This is a genomic window from Corynebacterium drakensteinense, from assembly GCF_041224285.1.
Lineage (GTDB): Bacteria > Actinomycetota > Actinomycetes > Mycobacteriales > Mycobacteriaceae > Corynebacterium.
In genome coordinates this window covers 1-23,450 of record NZ_JAXOFP010000017.1, presented here as the reverse complement: position 1 = coordinate 23,450, position 23,450 = coordinate 1, and the positions used below count along the sequence as shown (strand labels likewise).

The 23,450-nt window shown below is 56.4% G+C and carries 17 protein-coding genes and 1 tRNA gene; 8 read left to right on the top strand and 10 right to left on the bottom strand.

Going from position 1 to position 23,450, the window contains the following annotated elements; translation table 11 throughout:
- The first annotated feature begins 51 nt into the window (after nucleotides 1–51).
- Both U1140_RS09315 and U1140_RS09310 read left to right on the top strand, forming a co-directional pair.
- Complete coding sequence (locus tag U1140_RS09315) at nucleotides 52–345, top strand: hypothetical protein (RefSeq protein WP_369847424.1); 294 nt, start codon at nucleotides 52–54, stop codon at nucleotides 343–345.
- Nucleotides 342–671 (top strand): Rv3654c family TadE-like protein, encoded by a 330-nt coding sequence (locus U1140_RS09310; RefSeq protein WP_369847399.1) that lies wholly within the window; start codon nucleotides 342–344, stop codon nucleotides 669–671. Before U1140_RS09315 ends, U1140_RS09310 begins: the two co-directional genes overlap by 4 nt.
- Nucleotides 672–678: 7 nt before the next feature.
- Here U1140_RS09310 and U1140_RS09305 read toward each other — a convergent pair whose 3' ends face one another.
- Complete coding sequence (locus U1140_RS09305) at nucleotides 679–3,147, bottom strand: DEAD/DEAH box helicase (protein ID WP_369847398.1); 2,469 nt, start codon at nucleotides 3,145–3,147, stop codon at nucleotides 679–681.
- Between the two features lie 188 nt (nucleotides 3,148–3,335).
- On the opposite strand from U1140_RS09305, the gene U1140_RS09300 reads away from it, so the two are divergent.
- Complete coding sequence (locus U1140_RS09300) at nucleotides 3,336–3,539, top strand: cold-shock protein (RefSeq protein WP_369847396.1); 204 nt, start codon at nucleotides 3,336–3,338, stop codon at nucleotides 3,537–3,539.
- A 222-nt stretch (nucleotides 3,540–3,761) separates the two neighbouring features.
- Nucleotides 3,762–6,749 carry a type I DNA topoisomerase gene (gene topA / locus U1140_RS09295; RefSeq protein ID WP_369847394.1) on the top strand — a complete coding sequence of 996 codons (2,988 nt, stop codon included), beginning with the start codon at nucleotides 3,762–3,764 and terminating at the stop codon, nucleotides 6,747–6,749.
- 32 nt (nucleotides 6,750–6,781) lie between these two features.
- On the opposite strand, the gene U1140_RS09290 is transcribed toward topA, so the two are convergent.
- Nucleotides 6,782–8,224 carry a DUF418 domain-containing protein gene (locus tag U1140_RS09290; protein ID WP_369847392.1) on the bottom strand — a complete coding sequence of 481 codons (1,443 nt, stop codon included), beginning with the start codon at nucleotides 8,222–8,224 and terminating at the stop codon, nucleotides 6,782–6,784.
- A 140-nt stretch (nucleotides 8,225–8,364) separates the two neighbouring features.
- Entirely contained in the window at nucleotides 8,365–9,891 is a 1,527-nt protein-coding gene (locus U1140_RS09285) for an adenylate/guanylate cyclase domain-containing protein (RefSeq protein WP_369847391.1), read from the bottom strand.
- A 43-nt stretch (nucleotides 9,892–9,934) separates the two neighbouring features.
- Between U1140_RS09285 and U1140_RS09280 the strand changes: the two genes are divergently transcribed.
- Both U1140_RS09280 and U1140_RS09275 read left to right on the top strand, forming a co-directional pair.
- Nucleotides 9,935–11,317, top strand: coding sequence for a DNA polymerase III subunit delta' (locus U1140_RS09280; protein ID WP_369847389.1), 1,383 nt, complete (start codon nucleotides 9,935–9,937; stop codon nucleotides 11,315–11,317).
- 74 nt (nucleotides 11,318–11,391) lie between these two features.
- A tRNA-Thr gene (locus U1140_RS09275) sits at nucleotides 11,392–11,467 on the top strand.
- Nucleotides 11,468–11,536: 69 nt separating this feature from the next.
- Here U1140_RS09275 and U1140_RS09270 read toward each other — a convergent pair.
- The 3 genes from U1140_RS09270 to U1140_RS09260 form a co-directional block, all read right to left on the bottom strand.
- Entirely contained in the window at nucleotides 11,537–12,718 is a 1,182-nt protein-coding gene (locus U1140_RS09270) for an IS481 family transposase (RefSeq protein ID WP_021353152.1), read from the bottom strand.
- Between the two features lie 1,178 nt (nucleotides 12,719–13,896).
- Nucleotides 13,897–15,639, bottom strand: a complete 1,743-nt coding sequence (locus U1140_RS09265) for an ATP-binding protein (protein ID WP_369847388.1) — start codon at nucleotides 15,637–15,639, stop codon at nucleotides 13,897–13,899.
- A gap of 461 nt (nucleotides 15,640–16,100) precedes the next feature.
- A complete protein-coding gene (locus tag U1140_RS09260) occupies nucleotides 16,101–17,744 on the bottom strand; it encodes an AMP-binding protein (RefSeq protein ID WP_369847387.1) in 1,644 nt (547 codons plus the stop codon).
- Between the two features lie 247 nt (nucleotides 17,745–17,991).
- Here U1140_RS09260 and U1140_RS09255 point away from each other — a divergent pair, with 247 nt between their 5' ends.
- Both U1140_RS09255 and U1140_RS09250 read left to right on the top strand, forming a co-directional pair.
- A complete protein-coding gene (locus tag U1140_RS09255) occupies nucleotides 17,992–19,143 on the top strand; it encodes an S-(hydroxymethyl)mycothiol dehydrogenase (protein ID WP_369847386.1) in 1,152 nt (383 codons plus the stop codon).
- A gap of 5 nt (nucleotides 19,144–19,148) precedes the next feature.
- Nucleotides 19,149–19,766, top strand: a complete 618-nt coding sequence (locus tag U1140_RS09250) for an MBL fold metallo-hydrolase (protein ID WP_369847385.1) — start codon at nucleotides 19,149–19,151, stop codon at nucleotides 19,764–19,766.
- Between the two features lie 38 nt (nucleotides 19,767–19,804).
- Here U1140_RS09250 and U1140_RS09245 read toward each other — a convergent pair whose 3' ends face one another.
- The 4 genes from U1140_RS09245 to U1140_RS09230 form a co-directional block, all read right to left on the bottom strand.
- Nucleotides 19,805–20,668 carry a cytochrome c biogenesis CcdA family protein gene (locus U1140_RS09245; RefSeq protein ID WP_369847383.1) on the bottom strand — a complete coding sequence of 288 codons (864 nt, stop codon included), beginning with the start codon at nucleotides 20,666–20,668 and terminating at the stop codon, nucleotides 19,805–19,807.
- Nucleotides 20,669–20,692: 24 nt separating this feature from the next.
- Nucleotides 20,693–21,652, bottom strand: coding sequence for a DsbA family protein (locus U1140_RS09240; RefSeq protein ID WP_369847382.1), 960 nt, complete (start codon nucleotides 21,650–21,652; stop codon nucleotides 20,693–20,695).
- A gap of 51 nt (nucleotides 21,653–21,703) precedes the next feature.
- Nucleotides 21,704–22,570, bottom strand: coding sequence for a glucose-1-phosphate thymidylyltransferase RfbA (rfbA, locus tag U1140_RS09235; protein WP_369847423.1), 867 nt, complete (start codon nucleotides 22,568–22,570; stop codon nucleotides 21,704–21,706).
- Nucleotides 22,571–22,658: 88 nt separating this feature from the next.
- Nucleotides 22,659–23,450, bottom strand: a 792-nt coding sequence (locus U1140_RS09230) for an SDR family oxidoreductase (protein ID WP_369847381.1), incomplete at its 5' end; no start/stop codon positions are given.

The window sequence follows — 23,450 nt, the reverse complement described above, 5'->3', positions numbered from 1 at the left end:
GGATCTCCCATCTGGTGCCTGCAACCGCGACGGCGACGGTTTACACACGCGATAGGCGATGATCGGGGGTCTGTCACCATCGAAGCCTCGTTTGCACTCGCAGCGTTGGTGATCGTGACCGCGCTGATCATCGGTGCGATCGCGACGGTCAGCGCACATATCGCGGCCATTGATGCCGCGAGCGCCGCGGCCCGGGCGCATGCGATTGGTGTTGATTACCAGCCGACTGGAGATGCGGAAATAACGATCGCGGAATCGTCTGGTCTGGTGACCGTGACCGCAGAAGTGCCCGCGGTGTTCGGCACCCGCAGTGCTAGCGCTGTCTACCCCGTGGAGACGCGATGAAAATCCGTAACGACGAGGGCTATGCCACCCTTGCTGCGGCCGGAATCATCGTGGCCATCGTGGCGGTAGCTTTATCTCTCATTGGGGTAGCCAGCCACGTGGTCGCCCGGCACCAAGGGCAATTAGCGGCGGATATGGCAGCGGTTGCCGGGGCAGAAAGCCTGGCGCGTGGTCATCCCGCCTGCCCGGAAGCAGAACGGATCGCCGCAGCGAACCATGCGCGCGTATCGTTTTGTCGGATCGAGCACCGTGATGTGTTGGTGGAAGTCACAGCTGGTGTCTCAGCCGCGAGCGCACACGCGAAAGCGCGCGCCGGGCCTCTCTAGTGGTTTATCACTGCGGCATGCCGTTTTCGATGCTCGGGCCGGTGCTGTCATCAGCACTGGTCTCGACGTCGGAACCAGCAACGCTGGCATCGATCGTGATCAACAAAGCATCGAGCACTTTGATAGCCCCCGCTTTGTTGAGTGGTTCATTGCCGTTGCCGCATTTCGGCGATTGCACACACGATGGGCAGCCGGCATCACAGCCACAGGAAGAAACTGCCTGGAGGGTGGCTGCGATCCAATCGCGAAAACGGCGGAAACCTTCTTCTGCGAAACCAGCACCGCCGGGGTAACCGTCATAGACGAACACCGTCGGCAGTTCAGTATCCACGTGCAAAGCGGTGGAGACTCCACCGATATCCCAGCGATCACAGGTTGCCAACAGCGGCAGCAGACCAATCGCGGCGTGTTCCGCAGCGTGCAAACTGCCAGGAATATCGGCTTCGTCAACCCCGGCTGCTGCCAATGCGCGCGGGCTGATGGTATAGGCCGCAGCCTGGGTAAACAACCGTTGCCGTGGCAGATCAAGCGGCACTTGCTCTGCGATCGAACCGTCGGGAAGCCGCACCATAAAGCCAGTGACCTGATCGATAACTTCAACATCAACCAACGCCACCGATATATCCGGAGAAAGCTGTCGCACACGATGCTGTGGCGGGGCGGTGACGATTCGGATCTGTGTATCGGAAAGCGCCTGGGTGGAATAATCCGGCTGCTCGGGGTGTGCCAAGGCGATGTAGTCGTCGAAATTGAGCTCGTCGACAAGAAAGCTTTCGCCCTGATGCAAATACACCGCGCCGGGGTGCAATTGGCTGGCAGCGCGCGCAGAATCCACCGTGCCGAGCAAGCGCCCGTCGGAAGAATCGACAATCATCACCTGCTGGCCCGAACCGCCACGGATATCGACCTGTGCGTGGGCGGTATCTGGGCGCACGGGACCATCGGGCAGCGGGGCGGCGAACCAACCGTGTGCCCGGGCACGTAATAAACCAGCATCGGTTAAGCGCTTGACGACGTCGTGGGCTTGCCACTGCTCAATATCGAAGGAGGTGAGAGGTTTTTCTACCGCAGCGCAGTAGATATGCCCCTCCAAAACATAGGGGTTGGCCGGATTAAACACGCTGGCTTCAATGGGCCGATCCAGCAAAGCGGGAGGGTGGTGCACCAAATAGGTGTCCATGGGATCATCGCGGGCGACCAAGACGACAAGCGAGCCTTGTCCCCGCCTGCCTGCCCGGCCGGCTTGCTGCCAAAACGACGCCACGGTCCCTGGAAAACCAGCACTGACAACGGCATCCAAGCCTCCGACATCAATACCGAGCTCCAAGGCGGAGGTGGTGGCCACACCGAGCAAAGCACCGCTATCTAGATCGCGTTCTAGTGCTCGCCGGTCTTCTGCTAAATATCCAGCCCGGTACGAAGCGATGCGTGCAGCAAAATCCATCCGGCCGCGGGAGCTGAGCTCTTCGGCGCAGCGCAACGCCGTGGTTTCGGCTTGCCGACGCGAACGCACAAACGTCAGCGTGCGCGCACCCGCTGCCACCAGGTGCGCCATGATGGCAGCGGCTTCGGTGGACGCCGCGCGACGCACCGGTGCGCCGTTGTGCCCTTCTACATCCTCGCGAAAACCCGGCTCCCACAGCGCAGCGGTGCGTGCACCCTGTGGGGAGCCATCGTCGGTGACCCCGTGCATTGCGCGACCTGTGAGCCGCTGCGCCTGGTTGACCGGATCTGCTGAGGTTGCCGAAGCACAGATAATCGTCGGCTCGGAACCATAATGGGCGCAGATGCGCAGCAAGCGGCGTAAAACCAGGGCGACGTGAGAACCAAAAACCCCGCGATAGGTATGGCATTCGTCGATGATGATGAATTCCAGGTGCCGCAGCACGCGAGCCCAGCGCTGGTGTGCGCCCAACAAGGAAGCATGCACCATATCCGGATTGGAAAAAATAAACCGAGAATTTTCGCGGATACCTGCGCGGGATTCGTTAGGGGTGTCACCATCGTAAGGAGCCGGCACGATCGAAGCCAAATGAGAAGTCTCCCGCGCAGCCTCCGACTCATGCGCCTGCACATCACGCAACAGCTGCTGGATCGACAACAACTGGTCGGAGCCCAGAGCTTTGGTAGGGGTGAGGTACAACGCGCACGGTGTCGCGGCAGAACCCAAGCGCGTGAGCACGGGCAGCTGATAACCCAGAGATTTTCCCGACGAGGTTCCGGTTGAAATCACCGTGTTGCGGCCAGCATGAATCGCTGCCGCCGCCTGTGCCTGATGGCTAAATAACTGCGAGATTCCGCGTTGTTCTAGTCCGGCGCGTAGCGAGGCACTGACCCACTCCGGCCATTCGGCGTAGCGGGCAGCGCGCGCCGGGATTATCTGGTGGTGGGTGAGGGTGGAATTGGGGAAGGTTGCGGTGAGTTCGTCGAGAAGCTCTTGGCCAAAAACTGCATCTGGTTGGCTCAAAACGCCCATTTCTACCCCCTTGTGGGTGTGTTAGGCCGGTTAAAAGTGAATATATTTTCGCTAGAGTATCTTCTTTGCCTAATTCGTGCGAGACTTAAGCACTGAACGCGGTTTCTAGGTTAGTTCGAGAAGTGCTCGCAGCAAGGTTAGATTCGCGGACACTTTGCAGATCCGTCGCCAAAAGAAAAGGTTTTAACATGGCAAGAGGAACCGTTAAATGGTTTAACGCTGAAAAAGGTTTCGGCTTCATCGCTCCAGAAGATGGCTCGAAGGATGTCTTCGTGCACTACTCCGAAATCCAGGGCAACGGCTTCCGTAGCCTGGAAGAAAACCAGCAGGTGGAATTCGAAATCGGCGAAGGCGCTAAGGGCCCACAGGCTCAGCAGGTCGTCGGTTTGTAAAACCACACTGGTCGCTGAATAAAGCGTCCAGAAGCGTAAAAACATTAACCCAGCATCGCCACCCGGCATGCTGGGTTTTTGCTTTAGCGTAGAAGCGCCCTATATTACTGTGTAAATGAACTAGCGCAGCAGTACTCCCGCAAGCTGCAGTACTGTACACGCTAAGCACTTCGCACACTACATACTCTGCACGCTAATAAAGCACGAAAGAGACGTGATCCCGTGGCAGGCAAGACGCTCGTTATCGTCGAGTCACAAACCAAAGCAAAAAAGATCCAGCCTTACCTAGGCAACGACTACGTGGTCGAAGCCTCTGTGGGGCACATTCGCGATCTGCCACGTGGAGCCGCTGATGTTCCCGCGAAGTACAAAAAAGAGCCGTGGGCGCGGCTCGGCGTGGACACCGACAACGGATTCGGCGCGTTATATGTGGTCAGCCCGGATAAAAAGAAAAAAGTCACGGACTTAAAAACCAAGCTCAAGGATTGCTCTGAGCTGTACCTGGCAACAGACCCGGACCGCGAAGGCGAAGCTATCGCATGGCACTTGTTAGAGGTGCTCAAGCCCAAGGTGCCAGTGCGTCGAATGGTGTTCAACGAGATCACCAAGTCCGCGATTCTGGATGCTGCGAACAACACCCGCGAGCTGGACGAAGACCTGATTGATGCGCAGGAAACCCGCCGCATCTTGGACCGCCTGTATGGCTACGAGGTCTCGCCGGTGCTGTGGAAGAAGGTCATGCCGCGGCTTTCGGCAGGCCGTGTGCAATCTGTGGCCACTCGCGTGATTGTCGAGCGCGAACGCGAACGCATGGCGTTTATCTCTGCCGACTACTGGGATCTATCCGCCACGCTCAACACCGGTGGGCGCGACAGCGCAGAAAACCCCGCGACGTTCCCGGCCCGCTTGGCCACCGTCGACGGCCTGCGCGTAGCCCAGGGGCGCGATTTCGACGACCGCGGCCAGTTGAAAGGTTCGGCGACCGTCGTCGACAAGCAACAAGCCACCCGGCTTGCCGACGGTTTGCAGCAGGCAAAGCTCAGCGTCACCGCCGTGGAACACAAGCCGTACACGCGGCGGCCATACGCGCCGTTTATGACCTCGACGCTGCAGCAAGAAGCAGGCCGGAAACTGCACTACAGCTCTGAGCGCACCATGCGTATTGCCCAGCGGCTGTACGAAAACGGCCACATTACGTATATGCGTACCGACTCCACCTCGCTGTCGCAGCAGGGCCTGACCGCCGCGCGGAACCAAGCCACTGAGCTTTATGGCAGTGATTTTGTGGCCGATGCGCCGCGTCGCTATGACCGGAAAGTGAAAAACTCGCAGGAAGCTCACGAGGCCATCCGCCCCGCTGGTGAGTCTTTTGCGACGCCAGGTGCGCTGCACAATCAGCTGGATACCGAGGAATTCAAGCTCTACGAGCTGATCTGGAAGCGCACCATCGCCTCGCAGATGGCCGATGCCAAGGGTACGTCGATGAAAGTCACCATGGCCGGGGCTGCCTCGACAGGCGAAAAGACCGAGTTCCAAGCCAACGGGCGCACCATTACTTTCCCTGGATTCTTGCGTGCTTACGACGATGATTCGGCTGATAGCAGCGAAAAGCGCCTGCCGCAGCTGGATAAAGGCGATGAGCTGTCCGTCGACAAGGTCAGCGCCGAAGGACACTCCACGAACCCACCGGCACGCTACACCGAGGCGTCGCTGGTGAAGAAGATGGAAGAACAAGGTATTGGTCGTCCGTCGACATATGCCTCGATCATCAAAACCATCAAGGACCGCGGCTATGTGCATGCTCGCGGTAATGCGCTGGTGCCATCGTGGGTGGCATTTGCCGTGGTTGGTTTGCTGGAAAACAACTTCGCGCCGCTGGTTGATTACGATTTCACGTCCTCGATGGAAGACGAACTCGACCAGATCGCGACCGGCGAGCAAGACCGCACCGAGTGGCTCACCGGCTTCTACTTCGGCAACGATGCCCAGGATGATGACGATAAGAACACGGCGGAATCCATTGCGCGCCACGGTGGCCTGAAATCGCTGATCGACGTCAACCTGGAAAAGATTGACGCGCGTGCGGTGAACTCGCTGCACCTTTTCGACGACGAACAAGGCCGTGCCGTCGTCGTCCGGGTGGGCCGTTATGGCCCGTACCTGGAGCGCCGCATCGGCACAGATGCCGACGGCGAGCCGGAGTACCAGCGCGCGAACTTGTCGGAGTCCACCACCCCGGATGAGCTCAACCTGCAGATGGCAGAAAAGCTGTTTGCAACCCCACAGGGTGGCCGTGAACTGGGCGAAAACCCAGAAAACGGCAGGGTGATCGTCGCGAAGGAAGGCCGGTTTGGCCCCTACGTCACCGAGCAGGTGCGTGACGACGAGCAAGAAAAGGCCGCAGCTGAGGCCGAAGAAATCATCCGCGAAGAGCGCGCCGCCGAGGACGCGCAGCGCAAAGAAGAAGGCAAGCGCGCTAAGAACTGGGATACCAAGACTGCGGAGAAGCAAAAAGAAAAACGCATCGGTGAGTTGGTGGAAGCCAAGCTGAAGCCGGCGACGGCCTCGCTGTTCCAGTCGATGGAGCCAGCTTCGGTGACTCTCGAGCAGGCGCTACGGTTGCTGTCGCTGCCGCGCGAAGTTGGCGTTGACCCTTCTGATGGCGAGATGATCACCGCGCAAAACGGCCGCTATGGTCCCTACCTGAAGAAGGGCTCGGACTCGCGCTCGTTGGCGGAAGAAGAGCAGATCTTCACCGTGAGCTTGGATGAGGCACGCCGCATTTATGCGGAGCCGAAGCGCCGCGGTCGTGCTGCCGCGCAGCCGCCGCTGAAGAAGTTGGGCGATAACGACGTTTCCGGTAAGCCGATGACGGTGAAAGACGGTCGGTTTGGGCCGTATGTCACCGACGGCGAGACCAACGCTTCGCTGCGCAAGGGCGATAAGCCAGAAGCGATGACTGACGCGCGGGCCAATGAGTTGCTCTCTGAGCGGCGTGCGAAAGAGGCAGCCGGTGAGGTGGGCAAGAAGACCACCAAGAAAGCCGGGAAGAAGACGGCGGCGAAAAAGAGCGCCAAGAAAACTGCGGCGAAGAAAACTGCCAAAAAATCGACCGCGAAAAAGACCGCTAAGAAATCGGCGAAGAAGGCAACCAAAAAGCCTTCACCAGGGACGAAAAACGTGGTGAAGGCAGGATCACGCCGGAGCTAGCCCTCCGGGAGGGGCTAGTGTTCCGGAGCTAGTTAGCTTGCGGAGCCAGAATTCCCGGGAGCTGCGAAACCCCCGGGAGCGTCAGGAGCGTCAGCAGACTTCGCAGAGGCAACAGGCGCCGCAGTCTTCGCAGAGGTAGACGACGCAGCGGCAATCCGTTTGCGTTCGTCGCGCTTGGACTCAATGCGCGGGCGCGAGCCGGGGCCATAGCCCAAGCGTCGGTGGGCGATTTCGAGCGGGCCATTCCAGCCCAGTGCCTCCCAAAGCCAAGCCAGCAGCAAGGTAGCCAACCAAACCAAGAATGCGATCACGCTTAACCCGGTGACGGTACGGCCTTCTGCCAAGTTCAGAGTGGATGGCAGTACTAAGAGCACAAAGAACACTGATTGGGCGACATAGCCCGACATGGAGCGTTTGCCCAGCGCGATGAATGGGCGCAGCCAGATCGGTAGCCGCTGGGTTTTGTCGTATTGCTTCTGCACGCGGTTGCAACCCAACGCGATGGCAGCGAGGATGCCCGGGCCAGTAAAAATGCCGAGGAAAGAATTGGCAGCCATCAGCTGATTAGCCAAATCTGGGTTGATGATTTCCAGTTCTGCCAAGCCCCACGGCACGCCAATGCCGACGCAGATTGCAGCAGCGACCACTGCCCAAATTACGAGTTCTTTTCGGTGCGCATCGACGTCGGCAAGCACCCCACGACGCGCCCACACAAAGCCCAGCAGAATCACCGGAAGCAGCGTGAAAGCCACAAATATAGCTATGAATGGCGAGAATAGGGCGATAAAAAAGTTTTCTAATACATATTGGCCGTAATCGCCGGTGTGCGTGGTGCCTTCCGGGAATCCAGTGGTGAACGAGACTGTATCACCGAAAAAGGAGCCGATGCTGGAGAATACCATGGCTATGCCAGTCACGGCATGGAATGCGAAAAGCCCAGTGATGATCCACCCCAAAGTCTTATTGCGCAGTGACAACATGGCTGCGACCAGCATGCCTGCAACGCCGTAAGGCAACATGATGTCACCGAAAAACAGCAACACCATGTGCAGCAAGCCGAAGACTGCGAGGAAGAAATATCGGCGAAGAATAACCTGGCGGGCGCGGGCGAGGGGAAAAGACTTCTTCCACAGGCTCATGGTGATCAGCCCGATGCCGAAGCCCAGCAGCGTGGAAAACATTGGCAGGCCACGCACATGCACGAACATGGCGGAAAACATTGTGGCTGCGGCATCAATCAGTGAGCCTTCAGCGTAGCCGCCGAAATAAGAATCGTGGATGCCCTCAGCGTGTTTGTTGGAGGTCTCTAGTGTCCATGCCGTCTGAATATTCGCCAAGGCGATGCCGAGCAGTGCGATACCGCGGGCGAAATCGGGTGCGATCATGCGTGGGGTAGGCGATGGCTGGTTCTGTGGTGCCGGGTTTTCCGGCGGTGGGGTACTTGTTTGCGGGTGTGGTGCAGGCTGATTCTGCATAAAGGCTCCCAGCGTGGGTACTTCAAAGTTGAGTATTTCGGCGCCATCCAAGCGCTAAAGGTAGGTTAGCAAAACTACGATTAGCCGAGGCGGTCAACCGTAAAGTGTAGCGGTGTGAGGCACCGACAAGCAGAAAACCGCTAAGAACGATCTGCGAGAGTGGCCCGTACCGGCCGTGCCAGCTGAGTCATTTCCCCGCGCCCGCGCAGCTCGATGGATTTCATGAAAGTCCACCGAGCGCGTTCGACTTCGTTGGCCCCGCGTAATGTGGCGGCATTGGTCAGGATCTGACCAGGAGTATCTTTCGCCAGCTCAGTTAGACGCGCGGCCTGGTTCACCGCATCACCGATGACGGTGTATTCGAAACGATCAGAACCACCAATGTGCCCGGCGACGACGTGGCCGGCGGCAACCCCGATTCCGGCATGCAAGGCTAGTCCTTTGAGCTCTTCGCGCAGCTCGCGCGCGGCTTGCAAGGCTAGGGAATTGGCATCGGTGAGCTGCAGGGGAGCACCAAAGACCGCGAGTGCAGCATCGCCCTGGAACTTGTTGATGATCCCCCGGTTGCGGTGCACACACTCGACGACGTGCTCAAAAAACTGGTTGAGCTCGCCGACGACTTCTTCCGGGGTGTGGCTGACGGCAAAGGTCGTCGAGCCGATCACGTCGACGAAAAGTACCGCGACTTCACGGTCTTCGCCGCCGAGCTCGGGACGTTCTTCCAGAGCTTTGGTGGCGACTTCCGTGCCGACATAGCGGCCGAAAATATCGCGTACGCGTTCGCGCTCGCGCAGGCCTTTCATCATCTCGTTAAAACCGGCTTGCAGAACACCCATTTCGGAGCCGTCGTAAATATCCACCGCCACGTTGGATTCGCCGCGGCGCACGCGGTTGATCGCATCCTGTAGTTCCTTGACCGGGTCGATCACGCTCATCATGGCGAACATGGTGCCGGTCAATCCGGTCACGATTCCGGTGGCTGCCATGATCAATACCGGCGGGATGAGATCGGCCGCATTATCGGTGAAAAAATCAGCCTGGTGGGCGAACAGCAGCAACACGATGCCCAGAATGGGAACCCCGGTTGTCATCACCCAGGTGGTGAGCAAACGCACCTTGATCGGTGGTTCCAGCGTGGAGTCTTCAAACCGGCGCGCCAGCGCCTCTGCTGCGACCGGGCGCACGAGGCGTTCGGCTTGCAGGTAGGTGATCAGGATGGTGATCATGCCGGTCAGTGACGTGGAAACAGCGACGACCAAGCCTAACCGGCCGGCGAAATTGCCGGTGAGAATCGTGGCCACCAAAATGCCGATCAGCCAGACGAAGGCCGCCACTCCGGCCTGGTAGACCGGTATGCGCATGACCAGATAACGCACCATATTTCTGTCGTGCTGTTCGGGGTGGCGTTGCCAGTCGAGTACCGGCCGGAACAACAAATACGTGGCGCCCATCCCGACGAGCACTGCGAACACCAAATAGGCGATGCCGACCGACAGCAAGTTGGGGACTTCGTCGGTGAAATCAGCGATTTCTGGCATCGGAATGAAAAATCGCACGAACAGCATCACCGCGATGGCGCCCGTGATGTTTGCACCCAGAACTGCGGTAGCAAACAGCGGCCATGAGGTGCCCCAGAGCCACTTGATGCCACGCAGAAATCTGTTCATAACTTAATACAATAATGGTGCAGCACCCGGCTAGACTAGTGGCGTGAGTAATACGCGAGCCTCGATGGCAGACGACGCCACATCTACAACCGCCACACCTGCACCATTGGCCCCAATGGATGCGTCGTCTGGATCTGCTCTTACTATCGCTGAGCGCCTGCGTGATCACCCCCGGGTGCAAAAAACCATCATGGCTGCCGCGCGTGCAGCGGCGCAGAAACAGCTGGGGGCGAGCACGGCGCACGGGCACAGCGGCGCCCACGGAAACAGCGGTAGCAGTGACGCCAGTGGCTCCAGTGATGAATCCGCAATGTACGCCGACGCCCACGCAATGTCCCACGCCTGGCTGTTTACAGGTCCACCGGGTGCGGGCCGCTCGACAACCGCGTTGAATTTCGCGGCCGCACTGCTCTGTGAGACCCCAGGCGTCTATGGCTGCGGTGAATGTCAGGCATGCCGTACCGCAATGTCTGGCAAGCACACTGACGTCGTCCACGTCGTTCCGCAAGAATTATCGATCGGCGTGGATTTTGTGCGCGACAAGGTCGTCGCGTCCGCGGCGAAACGACCCACCGTGGGGGCATGGCGTGTGGTGATCTTCGAAGACGCCGACCGGCTTACCGACGGTGCTGCCAACGCTTTGTTGAAGACCATCGAGGAACCACCGGCGCACACCGTCATCATTCTGTGCGCGCCGTCGACAGACCCAGAGGACTTCCCGCAGACGCTGCGTTCTCGCTGTCGACACCTGTACATTCCCGCGCTACCCGTCGAGACCATCGTGCAGATGCTTGTCGACGAAGGCGCGAGCGAAAACCATGCCCGCTTGGCGGCACACACCTCACTGCGGCACGTCGGTCGCGCGCGCAAGCTGGTAAAAACTCCGGCGATCCAGCAACGCCGCGCGCAGGCGATCAACCTGGCGGAGGCAATTTTTCACGAATCCGGTGGCTTCCAGGCCGTCGGGCAGCTGGTCAAAGCTGTGGAAAAAGAGGCTAAAGAAAGCTATGCCGAAGCAGATGAGGCTGAGGTAGCGCGTCTGAAAAACGCCTTGGGAATGGGGGCGAAAGGCAAAGGAACGCAAAAATCTGTCTCTGGTGGCGCCGGTGATGTGCGCGAGCTAGAAAAGTTGCAGAAAAAGCGGCAGACGCGTCGGCTGCGCGATGTCTTAGATTTGGCATTGGTTGATCTCGCGGGGATTTACCGTGATGCGCTGATGGTCAAGTTGGACGCTGGCGTGGAGCTAACCCATCCGGATTTCCAACCTTTAGCTTCTGAGCTGGCGGAGCATTTGAGCGAAGAGGGGCTGGTGGAATGCCAAGATGCCATCAGCCATTACCGCGAACTTTTGGGCTTCAACGTCTCACCGCAGATCGCGTTCGACGGGCTGGTGGGCAGGTTACGCTGCGCCTACCGCGTGCATTAAAGCGCGGGATTGCAGCCGGTTTTTCTTCCCGTTGTGTTATCGGTTAGAATGCGAGTGTTGCTGTATTGCAACGTGCCATCTTAGCTCAGTCGGTAGAGCAGCTCCCTCGTAAAGAGCAGGTCAAGGGTTCGATTCCCTTAGATGGCTCCACTGTGAAGTCTCGAGACATCGTTCCTATTTCGGTGTCTCGAGATTTTCTTCGTTTTGGGGGTTCGTTTTCTAGATTTCACCGAGTTGGTTGCGGTGGTATTTTTTGGTTTTGTCTAAGTGGTATCGGCCCCAGATTTCGCCTGTGTGGGGGTTAATGGCGGTGATGTCGTTGTTGATGCAGATGAGCATGATTTCTTTGGTGCGGTGTTTTCTTCCGACGTAGAGTTTGCGCATGTTGCCGGCCCAGCGAAGGGTTACTTTTCCGTCGTTGTCGACTTTGTCTCGCCGTAGGCGATTGTCGGTGCCAATGGGGATGTCGAGTGGTTGGGCTTTGGGTAGTCGGTTGTAGGCCTGTGCTGGTGTTTGTCTGTTGAGTGCTCGGTGGGGTCGGTGGTTGTTGTAGTAGTCGATGATGTCATCGAGTTGTTGGTTTAGCTCGCCGATGTTGTGGGCGAATGGCCTTGCGTGCAGGGCTTTTTGGAGTGTTTGGTGGAAGCGCTCGACTTTTCCTTGGGTTTGGGGATGGTATGGAGTTCCATTCTTTTGTTGGATGCCCATTTGGAGGAGTAGCTGTTCGAAGCCGTTGCGAGTGTCGGCTTTTCTGTAGAGCTTTGTGGTGAACACGCTGCCGTTGTCGGTGAGGGTGGATTTGGGGAATCCATGTTTGTTACCTGCGGATATGAAGGTGTCGATGACGTTGGTGCCGGTTTCGTGTTCGAAGGCTTTGCAAGCGATGACAAAGCGTGAGTGGTCGTCGATGATGGTCAGGATGGCTACGCGTTGGTTGTTGTTGAGGTAGCAGTGGCTGTAGTCGAGTTGCCAGGTTTCGTTTGGTTGGTCTGCTTCGAATCGTTTCCAGGAACTGCGTGGCCTTTTGTGAGGTTGTTCGATGACGTAGCCGTGGCGTTTGAGTATGCGGTGGATAGTCGATGCTGCTGGTAGTGGGGTTATTTTTTGTTGTTGAAGATGCCATCGGATGGTGTGGGCGCCGTTGTCTTGGCCGGTGTTTTCAAGGTGTTGTCGGATTTCGAGGATGGTTTTGACTGTGCTCTCTGGTACCTGTCTGGGGTTGGAGTGCGGGCGCCGGGAGCGTGGTTGTAGTGCTTGGTAGCCACCTTCTCGATAGCGGTGGAGTAGTTCGCGGATCCAGCGGGTGCTGACGTTAAAGAGTGCGGCGGCATCTTTATGACTCATGCCGGTCGCGAGGATGGTTTCGACGATGACTTTGTTGGAAGTGTGTTTCTTGCCCATGCTCTATTTTGGGCGGAAGTATGTCTCGCTACATCCTAAGGTGGTGCGTGTGTCCTCATTGTCCCTGTTGGGGTGGTTGTGTGGGAACAGCGGAACGATGTTGTGGCACATCAGAGCCTTGAGGGGCGGAAGGATGTCGTGAGACAGAGCGGAACGATGTCATGGAATCAGACACCTTAGATGGCTCCACTACTTAAACTCTTATTCCTTTGTGATTTTGTTGATGCATGTGCCATAGGGGTTGGCGCAGTGACATGAGTTTTTCACCTTTCAGCCGAAGCGTGGCCATTGAAGATAAGGTGAAGGCTGGAACCAAAAGCCGAAATATTTTTGTGAGCTTGCTAACAGCTGTGATACGGTAGCATCGGTGGGGCTAGCATTCCTAGTGGGATACATATCCCATCTTATTAATGGCAGTGCGGGTGGCTATAAGTTTATTCCTTTCTGGCTATTTCTATTTTATGCGATAACGCGTAGAGCGCTGTCCTTGTCGACCTTCCATCAGCACGGTTCCGGCTGTTTATAGTTGTTTGAGTGCATACCGAATTTGGCTAGGACTGAGTGGGGTAACCTCACGGGGTAGAGTCTTGTTTATTGTTGCGGCTTGGGTTTTTTCTGGAGACCAAATATTCAATGATCACTAGGCCGAACCAAACAAGGATAACCGTTGCAATTACCTGCCATTCGATTGCAAAATAGAGTGCTATTCCTAGAAAAATCAGTGGTGGTATAAAGTCGCGAGCTTTTAACGGCATTGTGCTCCTCGTAGTCGTCCTGCCCAATTTAGTTCAATCAGGAGGCGTTGGTCATTTGGGCACGCTCCATTTTCTTGCAGGTATACGAACATTGTAGAAGCAATAACCGTTGATATGCTGCATATTCCCCTACCTTGAGGGGTTGTTCTACAAATGAGGCGAACGAGTGCTGCTTCTTGTCCGGCAATAAGCATTCGTTGCTCCGTTGGAGTTAATTCAGCCCAGGGACCCTTAATTGTAGGTCCAACCCGGATACGTGATTGTCCGTGCGTAAGTGACGTCGGCGTTCCAATTTCACCACCGTTTTCAAGTTCGTAGACGATGAAATTTTTCGCCGTCTTCTTCGACTACTTCACGGGGCAAGTCTGAGTCGTAGAAGCCTTGGACTGATTCCCATAATGTACTTTATGGGGCGCAGCTGGGTTATTCTTTGGGAGATCGATTTATGCGATAACGCGTAGAGCGCTGTCCTTGTCGACCTTCCATCAGCACGGCTCCGGCTGTTTGTAGTTGTTTGAGTGCATACCGAATTTGGCCAGGACTGAGTTCTGGTATTGCCTCTACCAACTCGGGAAATCTCATTGGTGCCTGGTTTAGCTGAGCGATGATAGCTGCGGTATTCGTGCCGTGCACTGATGAAAAATCTGACGTTCTACGCTGCTGCGTACCTTTATCCCGTGGTGTCTCGTGTGAAGTATCTCGCGGACGAAGTACCCCGTCTTGGTAGGAAGCTAGCTTGAGTGAGCTTAGTTCTGTGAGAAGATCATCTGCTTCGGACTGCCCGAGTGGGGCAAATTGCTTCCGCATTTGTCCTATTGACCAAGTCGCGCCTTGCTCTAACGAAAGCAGTAACTCCATTTGAATAAGTGAGAGTTCTTGGTTATGTGCGAGTTTTTGCGCGTGCTGGCGTTGTTCCGCGGATAATCGAGGCTGTCTACGGAAAATTACTTTGAATTGTGCGCCGTTATCGAAAAATTGTGGACGAGTGAGATTGCTATCTCGGCAAGCTCGCAAGATTTCGGCGATGCCACCACCTTCGCCTTCGATCACCGAGCTGCCGTCTGAAGTCTTGACGTGGCGCATGAGGTCATACAAACGTTGGTTGACTGCAGATTTTGCCAGGTCTGAGCTTGTTAATTGTTCGATGCTGAGTCCATGAAGCCCACCTGGGTTGGTGATGATGAGACGTTCACGAGTTAATCGGATTTCTACGCTTTTACCACCACCTAACGAGGCAGCGCTGAGATCGCGGTGAACCAACGCATTGGCTATCGTTTCTCTTATTGCGCGCAGTGGAAATTCGCTACGTTTTTTCATATGTCCACTGGGTTGATATTCGTCGATGGTGTCTGCATTGCGCGCTACCCACGCAACTGCATCTTCCAAAAGATCTGGAACAGCACCCTCAAAAGTTTCGATATTACGGTTTCGTGGTCCACCAAATCCTTCTGGCATTCGCACTGCGGCTGTAACTCGTAAAGCCGGCTCAGCCGCTTGTGGGAAAAATCCGAGTCCGTACAGGCCAGAAACACTTAATGAACCGTCGGGAAGAATAACTTTCAGGGTACGTAGCAAATCCGTGTCATTAACTACCTGGGACAAACGCCGAGAATACTGGCGAACTTCTGCTATATATCGTGCAGTTAATTCACTATTCAAATCAGCGCGAGTAGTGCCAGGTACCGGTTCAGAATCTGTTTCGTGGCTTCTTGCTGCTATGAGTGATGCATTCCGGATGAGCTGCAAATCGTTCGCGTTCATTTCATAATCGCCATCGCTTTGCCTCAGATATGCTTTGCCACGGTATCTGGCTGGCTTATGCTCAGGTGATAGCGGATTTACGGTTATGGCTACCACGTTTTTGCCATCGATAGGGACAACGTCTGAGAAAATCTGTGGTGCTGGCTCGATACTGTTCCGTGCTTGGGTTGTCACAGCTTTGATTATTTTTGCTGGCTCATTTACTCCAGTGACACTGAAGTTTGTGCTTTCATCGACACCGAGCAGGACTGTGCCGCCAGTAGGCATATTCGCAAAGGCACAGATCGTTGTAGGCAGATTGTCTGGGACAGAGGAGCCGCGTTTTGCTTCGACATTCAGGAAGTCGTCGCCAAACTCCCGCATCTCGTGCAATGTTTGAATTAAAGTTCCACTGTCCCATTTCACACTGTAAAGAATACAGTCACAATGTGAAAGTGTCTAGCACTCTCAGGGTGCTTTTGCACTGTGATGTGCACTGTTAGTCAGTAGTGTTTCAGTGTTGATGCCGGGATGATACCTTGGTGTTTTTACCAGTGTTTTTGTGACTGTAGGCGTCTTCGGCGAAAGTGAGTATTCTGATTTGCGAGTGACAATATGTCATCGATAGACCCTAAAATCAGGTCACAGTGTAAAACGACAGTGCAAAACTGGCTTACATTGTAAAACGTACACTGTAAATTACAGTCTGAAAATTGCAGTCTGGAAACTGCGTTCTGGAATTTGCACTGTGGCTCCGCAGTGTGAGCTCGGTACGGGCCGCGGCCGTGATGGCAGGGCCCGCTATAGCAAGCAGAAACCTCTAGCTAGCGGAGTTAGCTAGCAAGCCCCATCGCCAGCGGCGCCCTGGTACTAGCCGTGAGCGGCGTTTAAGCAGTGAGTTTGCGCGGGATCACCTTGCCGGTGGCGTTGCGCGGCAAATCGTCGACGAAGTGCACATCGCGCGGCACCGAGTGTTCTGCCAAGCGGGTACGTACCCATTGGCGAATATCATCGGCAGTAATGTCTGGCCCTTCTGGATCTTTCACGACCCATGCTGCGATGCGGCTGAAGGTGGCGTCGTCGTCGACGCCTTTGCAATAGTGATCGGCAATGCCTGGCATAGTATCCAGCGTGTTGTCGACCGACGAAGGATAGACGTTTTCGCCGCCGACGATGATCATCTCATCGGCACGGCCCAGCACGTGAAGCATGCCGTCGTTATCGATGTATCCGAGATCTCCGATCGACTGCAGCATGCCCACGCGATCGAGCTTGTGCTTCGGGTTGGTGTAGCCAACCATCGTGGTCGCGTTGCGCAGATAGATTTTCCCGACTTTGCCACGAGGAACTTCTTTGCCGTCGTCGTCAAGAATCTTCAGCACTGTGCCATTAGCGATGGATCCGCCGATGGTTGCGTCCTCGGCAATTTGCTGTGCGGTCGCGGCGCTGGCCAAGGTGAGCTCGGTGGAGCCATAAATATTTGCCAAGATTGGGCCGAAGCGTTCGATGGTGTCGGCAGCGATCTGGGGCGAAAGTGCATGGCCGGATGAGGCGATGACCTGCAACGACGAAGCGTCGTAGTCCCAGGTGTTGTCTAGCGTGACCATGGATTTGTAGAACACTGGCGAGGACACCAAAACCTCACAGCGGTGTTCTTGGATGTCGTTGAGACAGGCTTCGGCATCAAAAATGCGGCGCGTGATTACGGTGGAGCGCAACGCGAAGGCGATGTTGAGCATCGCCCAGCCCCAAGTGTGGAAAATCGAGGCGGTCATCTGCACGTTGTAGCCGGCTTCCCACGGAATAGCATCGAGGATGGTGCTCAATACCGTGGGGAGTTTCGGCTCTGGGCGAGCAATACCTTTGGGCACACCTGTGGTTCCAGAGGACATCAACACGATATTGCCGTGCTTGGGAAAGCGTGGCAGCTTCTGATCGATCTTGCGGGTGGTGATCTCAGATAAAACTGGGTGCGAGCCGGTAGCTTCGCCACCTTCATGGGCGATCACCACATGCAGGCCAGTTGCAGCGGCGGAGTCAGGTTCTGGCAGACGGTCGGCGAATTCACTATCAATGACAAGCACGTTGATGTCGTTTTCTTCGATGCACCCGGCAAGTTGTTCAGCCGAGGAGCCGATATTCAGCAAAAACAGTGTTGCTCCGGCATAGCCCTTGGCAATCAGTGGGGTGACGATACCGCGGCCATTGCGAGCCATAATGCCTAGCCGGATCTCGTTGACCGGCAATTGGTGTAAATAGCGGGCGAAATTTGTGGCTTGTTGTTGCAGTTCGCGGTACGTAAGGGTGCCATCGTCGTCGATAAGCGCGGGGCGATCCGGCTCAATGAGGGTGGCTTGTTCTACTTCGCGGGCGGTGCTGAGCCAATAGCGCGCGAGAATGCCGGGTGCGTGCACGAAGGCGCGAATGCCGTCTTTGGGCGAAATGATGCCGGATTTCCACAGAGTTGGAAGCAGCCGCACCAGTCCTTTGCCGTTGGCTCCGAGGTATTCGAGCTGGTCACGTAGGGGCACAAAATCACACCTTTAATAATCGGACAAAAATCGGACAAGAGTGGAACTGAGAAAATTCACCGAGAGGAATCTGCTTGAATTCCCGGAGGTGGGAATGCCAGGAGGGTAGTTTCTGTATAAAAACTTACACCATAACCATCGTAACTATCGTCCCTCCCGTTACTTCTTGTTACATCGTGCAGATCAGGGCTGCACGGTGCGAATTGTGCCGCGGATAAATTCAAGCATTCACGGTATAATAGTAGACATGTCATATAAAGAAACGCTTATTGAAAATCAGAATCAATATTCTGTAGATGAAGCACAACAAACCGTTAAGGGCGTTATCGCTCGCTCCAAGGGTGCCGAAGTCGAAACCGTCGACATTGTCATCCCGGCTCCTGGCGCACATGACGTCGTTGTTGCTGTGAAAACTTGTGGTATCTGCCATACTGATCTGGCTTACCGCGATGGCGATATCGAAGATGCCTACCCATTCCTATTGGGCCATGAAGCCACTGCAGTCGTCGAATCTGTCGGCAGCGAAGTTTCCCACGTTAAAGTTGGCGACACCGTCGTACTGAACTGGCGCGCTGTGTGCGGCGAATGCCGGGCCTGCAAGAAGGGGCAGCCACGTTACTGCTTCGATACCCACAATGCTTCCAAACCAATGACGCTTGCCGACGGCACCGAGCTCACCGCAGCGTTGGGTATCGGCGCTTTGGCAGAAAAGACACTGGTACACGAAGGGCAGTGCACCGTGATTGATTCGGAGGCCGACGCTGCTGCTTCTGGCTTGCTGGGCTGCGGCGTTATGGCCGGCCTCGGAGCGGCCGTGAATACCGGTGAAGTTACTCGCGGTGAATCCGTGGCTGTCTTCGGCGTCGGTGGCGTCGGCATGTCGGCCATCGCCGGTGCCCAGTTGGCAGGTGCAAACAAGATTATCGCGGTCGACTTGGATGCGTCGAAGCTAGAGCGCGCCAAGGAAGAATTCGGCGCCACCCACGCCATTGATGCGAGCGGCAAATCGGAAGAAGAAGTTATCGAAGCAGTGCGTGAACTCACCGACGGCTTCGGCGCCGACGTCACCATCGATGCCGTGGCTATCCCCGCAACGACCCGGCAAGCGTTTTATTCGCGCGATCACGCCGGACGCATGGTCATGGTGGGTGTTCCTGGGCCAGATTCGAAATTCGAAATTCCAGCTATCGATTTCTTCTCTCGCGGCGGCGCGTTGAAGCCATCCTGGTACGGCGATTGCCTGCCAGAGCGTGACTTCCCGTTGTACGCTGATTTGGCTAAGCAGGGACGCTTCCCGCTGGACAAATTCGTTGACGAACGCATTACCCTGAATGATGTAGAGAAAGCATTCTCAACCATGAAGGCAGGCAAAGTCCTGCGCAGCGTAGTAGAGGTGTAACACACATGCGTATTGACCATCTAGTGACTTCTGGAAAGTTCAAACTCGACGGCAATGAATGGGACGTCGACAACAACGTCTTTATCGTCGGCGACCAGGATTGCTGGATCATCGACCCGTCGCATGAACTCGATACCATCGTCGGTGCCGTGGAAAACCGCAACGTCAAAGGCATTATTTTGACGCATGGCCACAGTGATCACGTCGATATTGCCCCGCAGGTCGCGGATCATTTCGGGGTGGAAATGTACATGCACCCAGATGACGAGATGCTGTGGGAAGAAGCCAACGGCGATCGTTCATTCGCCCGTCTTGCCGACGGCGACACGTTCGATGTCGAAGGCAGCACGCTGAAGGTTCTGCACACCCCAGGGCACTCTCCAGGATCCTGCGTGTTGTACTGCGAAGACGAAGCAAAGATCTTCGCCGGCGATACCCTGTTTTCTGGTGGTCCGGGTGCCACCGACAAAAAGTACTCGGATTTCGGCACCATCATTGATTCGCTGAAATCTAAGGTGTTCACCCTGCCGGACGAGACGGAAGTCCTGCCCGGCCACGGTGATTTCACCACGGTAGGAGAAGAATTCTCCCACCTGGACGAATATATCGAGCGCGGTTACTAAGAATTAAATCTAAGCCGCAGGTCGCGTCCAGAGGACGCTTATTGAGAGGCGTCAGCAGCTGAAGATTCAGCTTTGCTGGCGTCTTTTTCGTGGTTGTTGTCTTTTTTGCGTAGCCCGACGATCAACACGATGATGATCGCTACTACCAGCGCGATGATCGCCAGGGTGAGGTCCGATAGGCCTGCGAATTGCATGACCCATTCCTGCACCCGCGCCTGTGCATCGGTGCTCAGCGGGCCGCCCCAGGCAGAGGTGCCGTGGCTGATGATGAACAAAATGCCAATGCCGACGAACAGAGCACCGGAGATCATGGACACCATGTGCGTGGTAAACGGGCCGATTGTGATTGGCTTCGGGCGCATCTTGGAGCCCAAATCCAGTTTTTCCCACAGCAACGCCAGAATAAACAGCGGGATGGCCATGCCAACGGCGTAAGCGGCCATGATTGCCGCGCCGTACCACGCAGAGGCAGAGACCGCCGCCGTCGTGAGCACCGCACCGAGAAGTGGCCCAGCACAGAAGCCAGCGAAGCCATAGACAGCGCCTAAAAAGAACACCGCGCCGGGGCCAGAGCCCTTCGCCTTCGACGACAGGTTAGAAAACGGCAGATTAAACCCACCGCCAAAAAACGTGTAGATACCCAGGGCGATGATAATGATTCCACCGACCAAAATGATCGTTGAGCGGTGATCAACCATGAACGCGCCGATGCTGCCCACACCAGCGCCGATAGGGACGAGGACGGTAATCAGCCCGGCCAAAAAGATCAGAGTTTTCCACACCAGGTGGCGTAGCGAATCAAAAGCATAAGCGAAAAACGCAGGCAAAAGCAACGCTGAACAGGGGCTAATCAGCGAAAGCACACCTGCCAAGAGCGCACCAAAAAGGCCTACTTCAATCATTTATCCGTAAGAACCTTTCTTGCACTATTGAGCCTGTGGTCCGGCCTGCGCACCCGCGCGCGGCACGGTACCGTCGGCTACCTTGGCCAGCTGGCGGTAAACCTCGTCTTCGAAGACCTCATAGGGCTGCGCGCCAGAAATGAAACGGTCGCCGAGGATAAACGCCGGGGTGCCGTTGAGTCCGACCGAGGTGGCGTAACTGCGCGCTTGGCGCACCACATCTTTGTAGGTTTCGTCTTCAAGATCTTTGCGGAACTGCGCAATATTTTTCACGCCAGCTTCTTCGGCAAATTTCACCAGATCGTCGACTGAGTATCCGGGGTGGCCACCCGACTGGTTTTCGTAGGTGTTGTTGTAGAGCACGTCGTGGAAGTCGTAGAACTTACCTTGCTTACCGGCAGCGCGGCCAGCTTGCGCGCCAACTTCTGCCTGCGGTCCATTGACCGGCAGATCGTTCCATTCGACGCGCAGCAGACCGGTGTCGACGAATTTCTCTTTCAACTTCGGTGCGGTCTCTACGGCGAAACGCGTACAGAATGGGCATTCAAAGTCGGAAAACTCTGAGAGCACAACCGGGGCATCGAGTGCCCCCATGGCGAATGGATCCTGCGCATCACGACGGTGCACGTTCAGGATGTCTTCATTCGAGGTGATTTCCGCTCCCGGTCCGACGATTTCGGCATTCGGGGAATCGGGGGTAGCGAAGTTCGTGCCGGGCTCAACCTGCTCGGCAAGTTCGCGGGCTTTCTCGGGGGAGTATTCGCCACCGTGCATGGGGCTACTTTGGGCATCGGAATCGCCAGAGCTAGCAGAATCAGGAGCCTGAGGGCCGTGCATTGCATCCTGGTCACTCGCGCTCGTGGAATCGTCGTCGCCAGAACGAACGATAGCAACAACGACAAGCACTGCCAGCGCCACTACCAGGGCGATAAGCGTCCAGAGCAGCGCGGGTTTGCGCTGGAAAGCGTTGCGTGAAGAGGACATAACAACCTTCGTCTATCGGGGTCTGACAGGCGGGTTGGGCCTGCGAGCACACTAATCTTCCTGGGCTGCGCGCTCTAAATAAGTGCCATAGCCGGATTTGATTAATGGTTGCGCTAACTCTAACAACGCAGAGGCGCTAATAAATCCCTCGCGGTAGGCAGAAACTTCCGGTGAACCAATGATGGCACCGGTGCGTTTTTGTAAAACCTCTACATACGCTGCGGCTTCAGACATAGAATCAACAGTGCCTGTGTCCAACCACACATCACCGCGTTGCATGCGTTGCACCGATAATTGCCCCCGGTGCAAATATTCCTCATTAATCGCCGTGATCTCGAGCTCGCCGCGCGCTGAAGGCGTAATCGACTTGGCGATCTCGATGACGGAATTATCGTAGAAATACAGCCCCACTACCGCATAGGGTGAAGCTGGATGGGCAGGCTTTTCCTCAATCGACAGCGCACGCCCGTCGGAGGCGAACTCGACGACGCCATAGCGCTGCGGGTCAGCGACCTCGTAGGCGAAGATGATTCCACCATCGGGGTGATGGCATTGTGGCAACGCACCGGAAAACCCATGGCCGTCGAAGATATTGTCACCGAGAACCAAGGCCACATCGTCGTCTCCGATGAAGTCTTCGCCGATCAAAAACGCCTGCGCCAGGCCTTCGGGGCGCGGTTGAATCGCGTAGTCCAGCAGCAGGCCCCACTGCGAACCGTCGCCAAGCAGACGTCGAAAAGCAGGAGCATCCTGCGGGGTGGTGATGAGCAAAATCTCCCGAATGCCGGCCTGGATGAGTGTCGACAAAGGGTAATAGATCATCGGCTTGTCGTAGATCGGCATGAGCTGCTTCGAAATCCCCTGGGTAATGGGGTAGAGCCGGGTGCCGGAACCGCCGGCGAGGATGATGCCTTTCATAGTCATCTATGTTGCCAGATCTAGGTTGCTAGATCGCATGCGCCACTGTTTTCGCACCGCCGCCGCAGGGTTGGCCTGCAGCTGCGCATCAAGCCAAATAGAGTGCGAGGCTGGCACGCCAATTGCTGGGGCTAAACCCGGCGGCTTTGATCTTGGTCAAGTCCAGGGTGGACTCCGCCGGTCGCGCAGCCTGATCCTGGCCATATTCCTCGCTGGTCACCGGGGTAACATCTGCGGGATCGCCACCGCAGCCGATGAACACAGCCATCGCAATCTCATCGCGCGAGGCCGTATCGCCATCGGAGCTCAAATTGTAGACCCCAAAAGGTGCCTGGCTGTCTAGCAAATGCACGATTCCGCGCGCCAAATCCTGGGCGTAGGTTGGCCGCCCGCGCTGATCACACACGACTTTGGGCTGCATGCCGTCGTTGGCAAGCTTGGCCATCGTGGAGATGAAATTGGCCCCGTCGCCGAACACCCAGGAGGTGCGCACCACGTAATGCCGCGGGGCGGTCTGAGCGGCGGTATCGCCAGCAGCCTTGCTGGCGCCATAAGCCGACAGCGGCGAAGGGATTTCGTCTTCGGTGTGCACCTCGTGTTGGCCGTCGAAAATATAATCCGAGGAGACATGCACCAACGTGAGGTTATGTTCGTTGGCGATCGCAGCGAGTCTTGCTGGGGCGGTGGCGTTGACTTCCCAGGCGCCAGCGCGGTCGGATTCAGCGCCATTGACGTCGTTATACGCAGCCGCATTGATGATTGCTTGGTACTGGCGCCAGTCGCGCGCCGGGGGATTGGTGATGTCGAATTCTTCTCGTGAGCAAAATTCCACGTGCTCTTGGCCACGGTAAGCGGCGCGCAGTGCGGTGCCGAGCTGGCC

Coding starts and splice junctions, on each gene's coding strand:
- U1140_RS09310 (WP_369847399.1), top strand. CDS start 342: ATGAAAATCCGTAACGACGAGGGCTATGCCACCCTTGCTGCGGCCGGA.
- U1140_RS09305 (WP_369847398.1), bottom strand. CDS start 3,147: ATGGGCGTTTTGAGCCAACCAGATGCAGTTTTTGGCCAAGAGCTTCTC.
- U1140_RS09300 (WP_369847396.1), top strand. CDS start 3,336: ATGGCAAGAGGAACCGTTAAATGGTTTAACGCTGAAAAAGGTTTCGGC.
- U1140_RS09290 (WP_369847392.1), bottom strand. CDS start 8,224: ATGCAGAATCAGCCTGCACCACACCCGCAAACAAGTACCCCACCGCCG.
- U1140_RS09285 (WP_369847391.1), bottom strand. CDS start 9,891: ATGAACAGATTTCTGCGTGGCATCAAGTGGCTCTGGGGCACCTCATGG.
- U1140_RS09270 (WP_021353152.1), bottom strand. CDS start 12,718: ATGGGCAAGAAACACACTTCCAACAAAGTCATCGTCGAAACCATCCTC.
- U1140_RS09255 (WP_369847386.1), top strand. CDS start 17,992: ATGTCATATAAAGAAACGCTTATTGAAAATCAGAATCAATATTCTGTA.
- U1140_RS09250 (WP_369847385.1), top strand. CDS start 19,149: ATGCGTATTGACCATCTAGTGACTTCTGGAAAGTTCAAACTCGACGGC.
- U1140_RS09245 (WP_369847383.1), bottom strand. CDS start 20,668: ATGATTGAAGTAGGCCTTTTTGGTGCGCTCTTGGCAGGTGTGCTTTCG.
- U1140_RS09240 (WP_369847382.1), bottom strand. CDS start 21,652: ATGTCCTCTTCACGCAACGCTTTCCAGCGCAAACCCGCGCTGCTCTGG.
- rfbA (WP_369847423.1), bottom strand. CDS start 22,570: ATGAAAGGCATCATCCTCGCCGGCGGTTCCGGCACCCGGCTCTACCCC.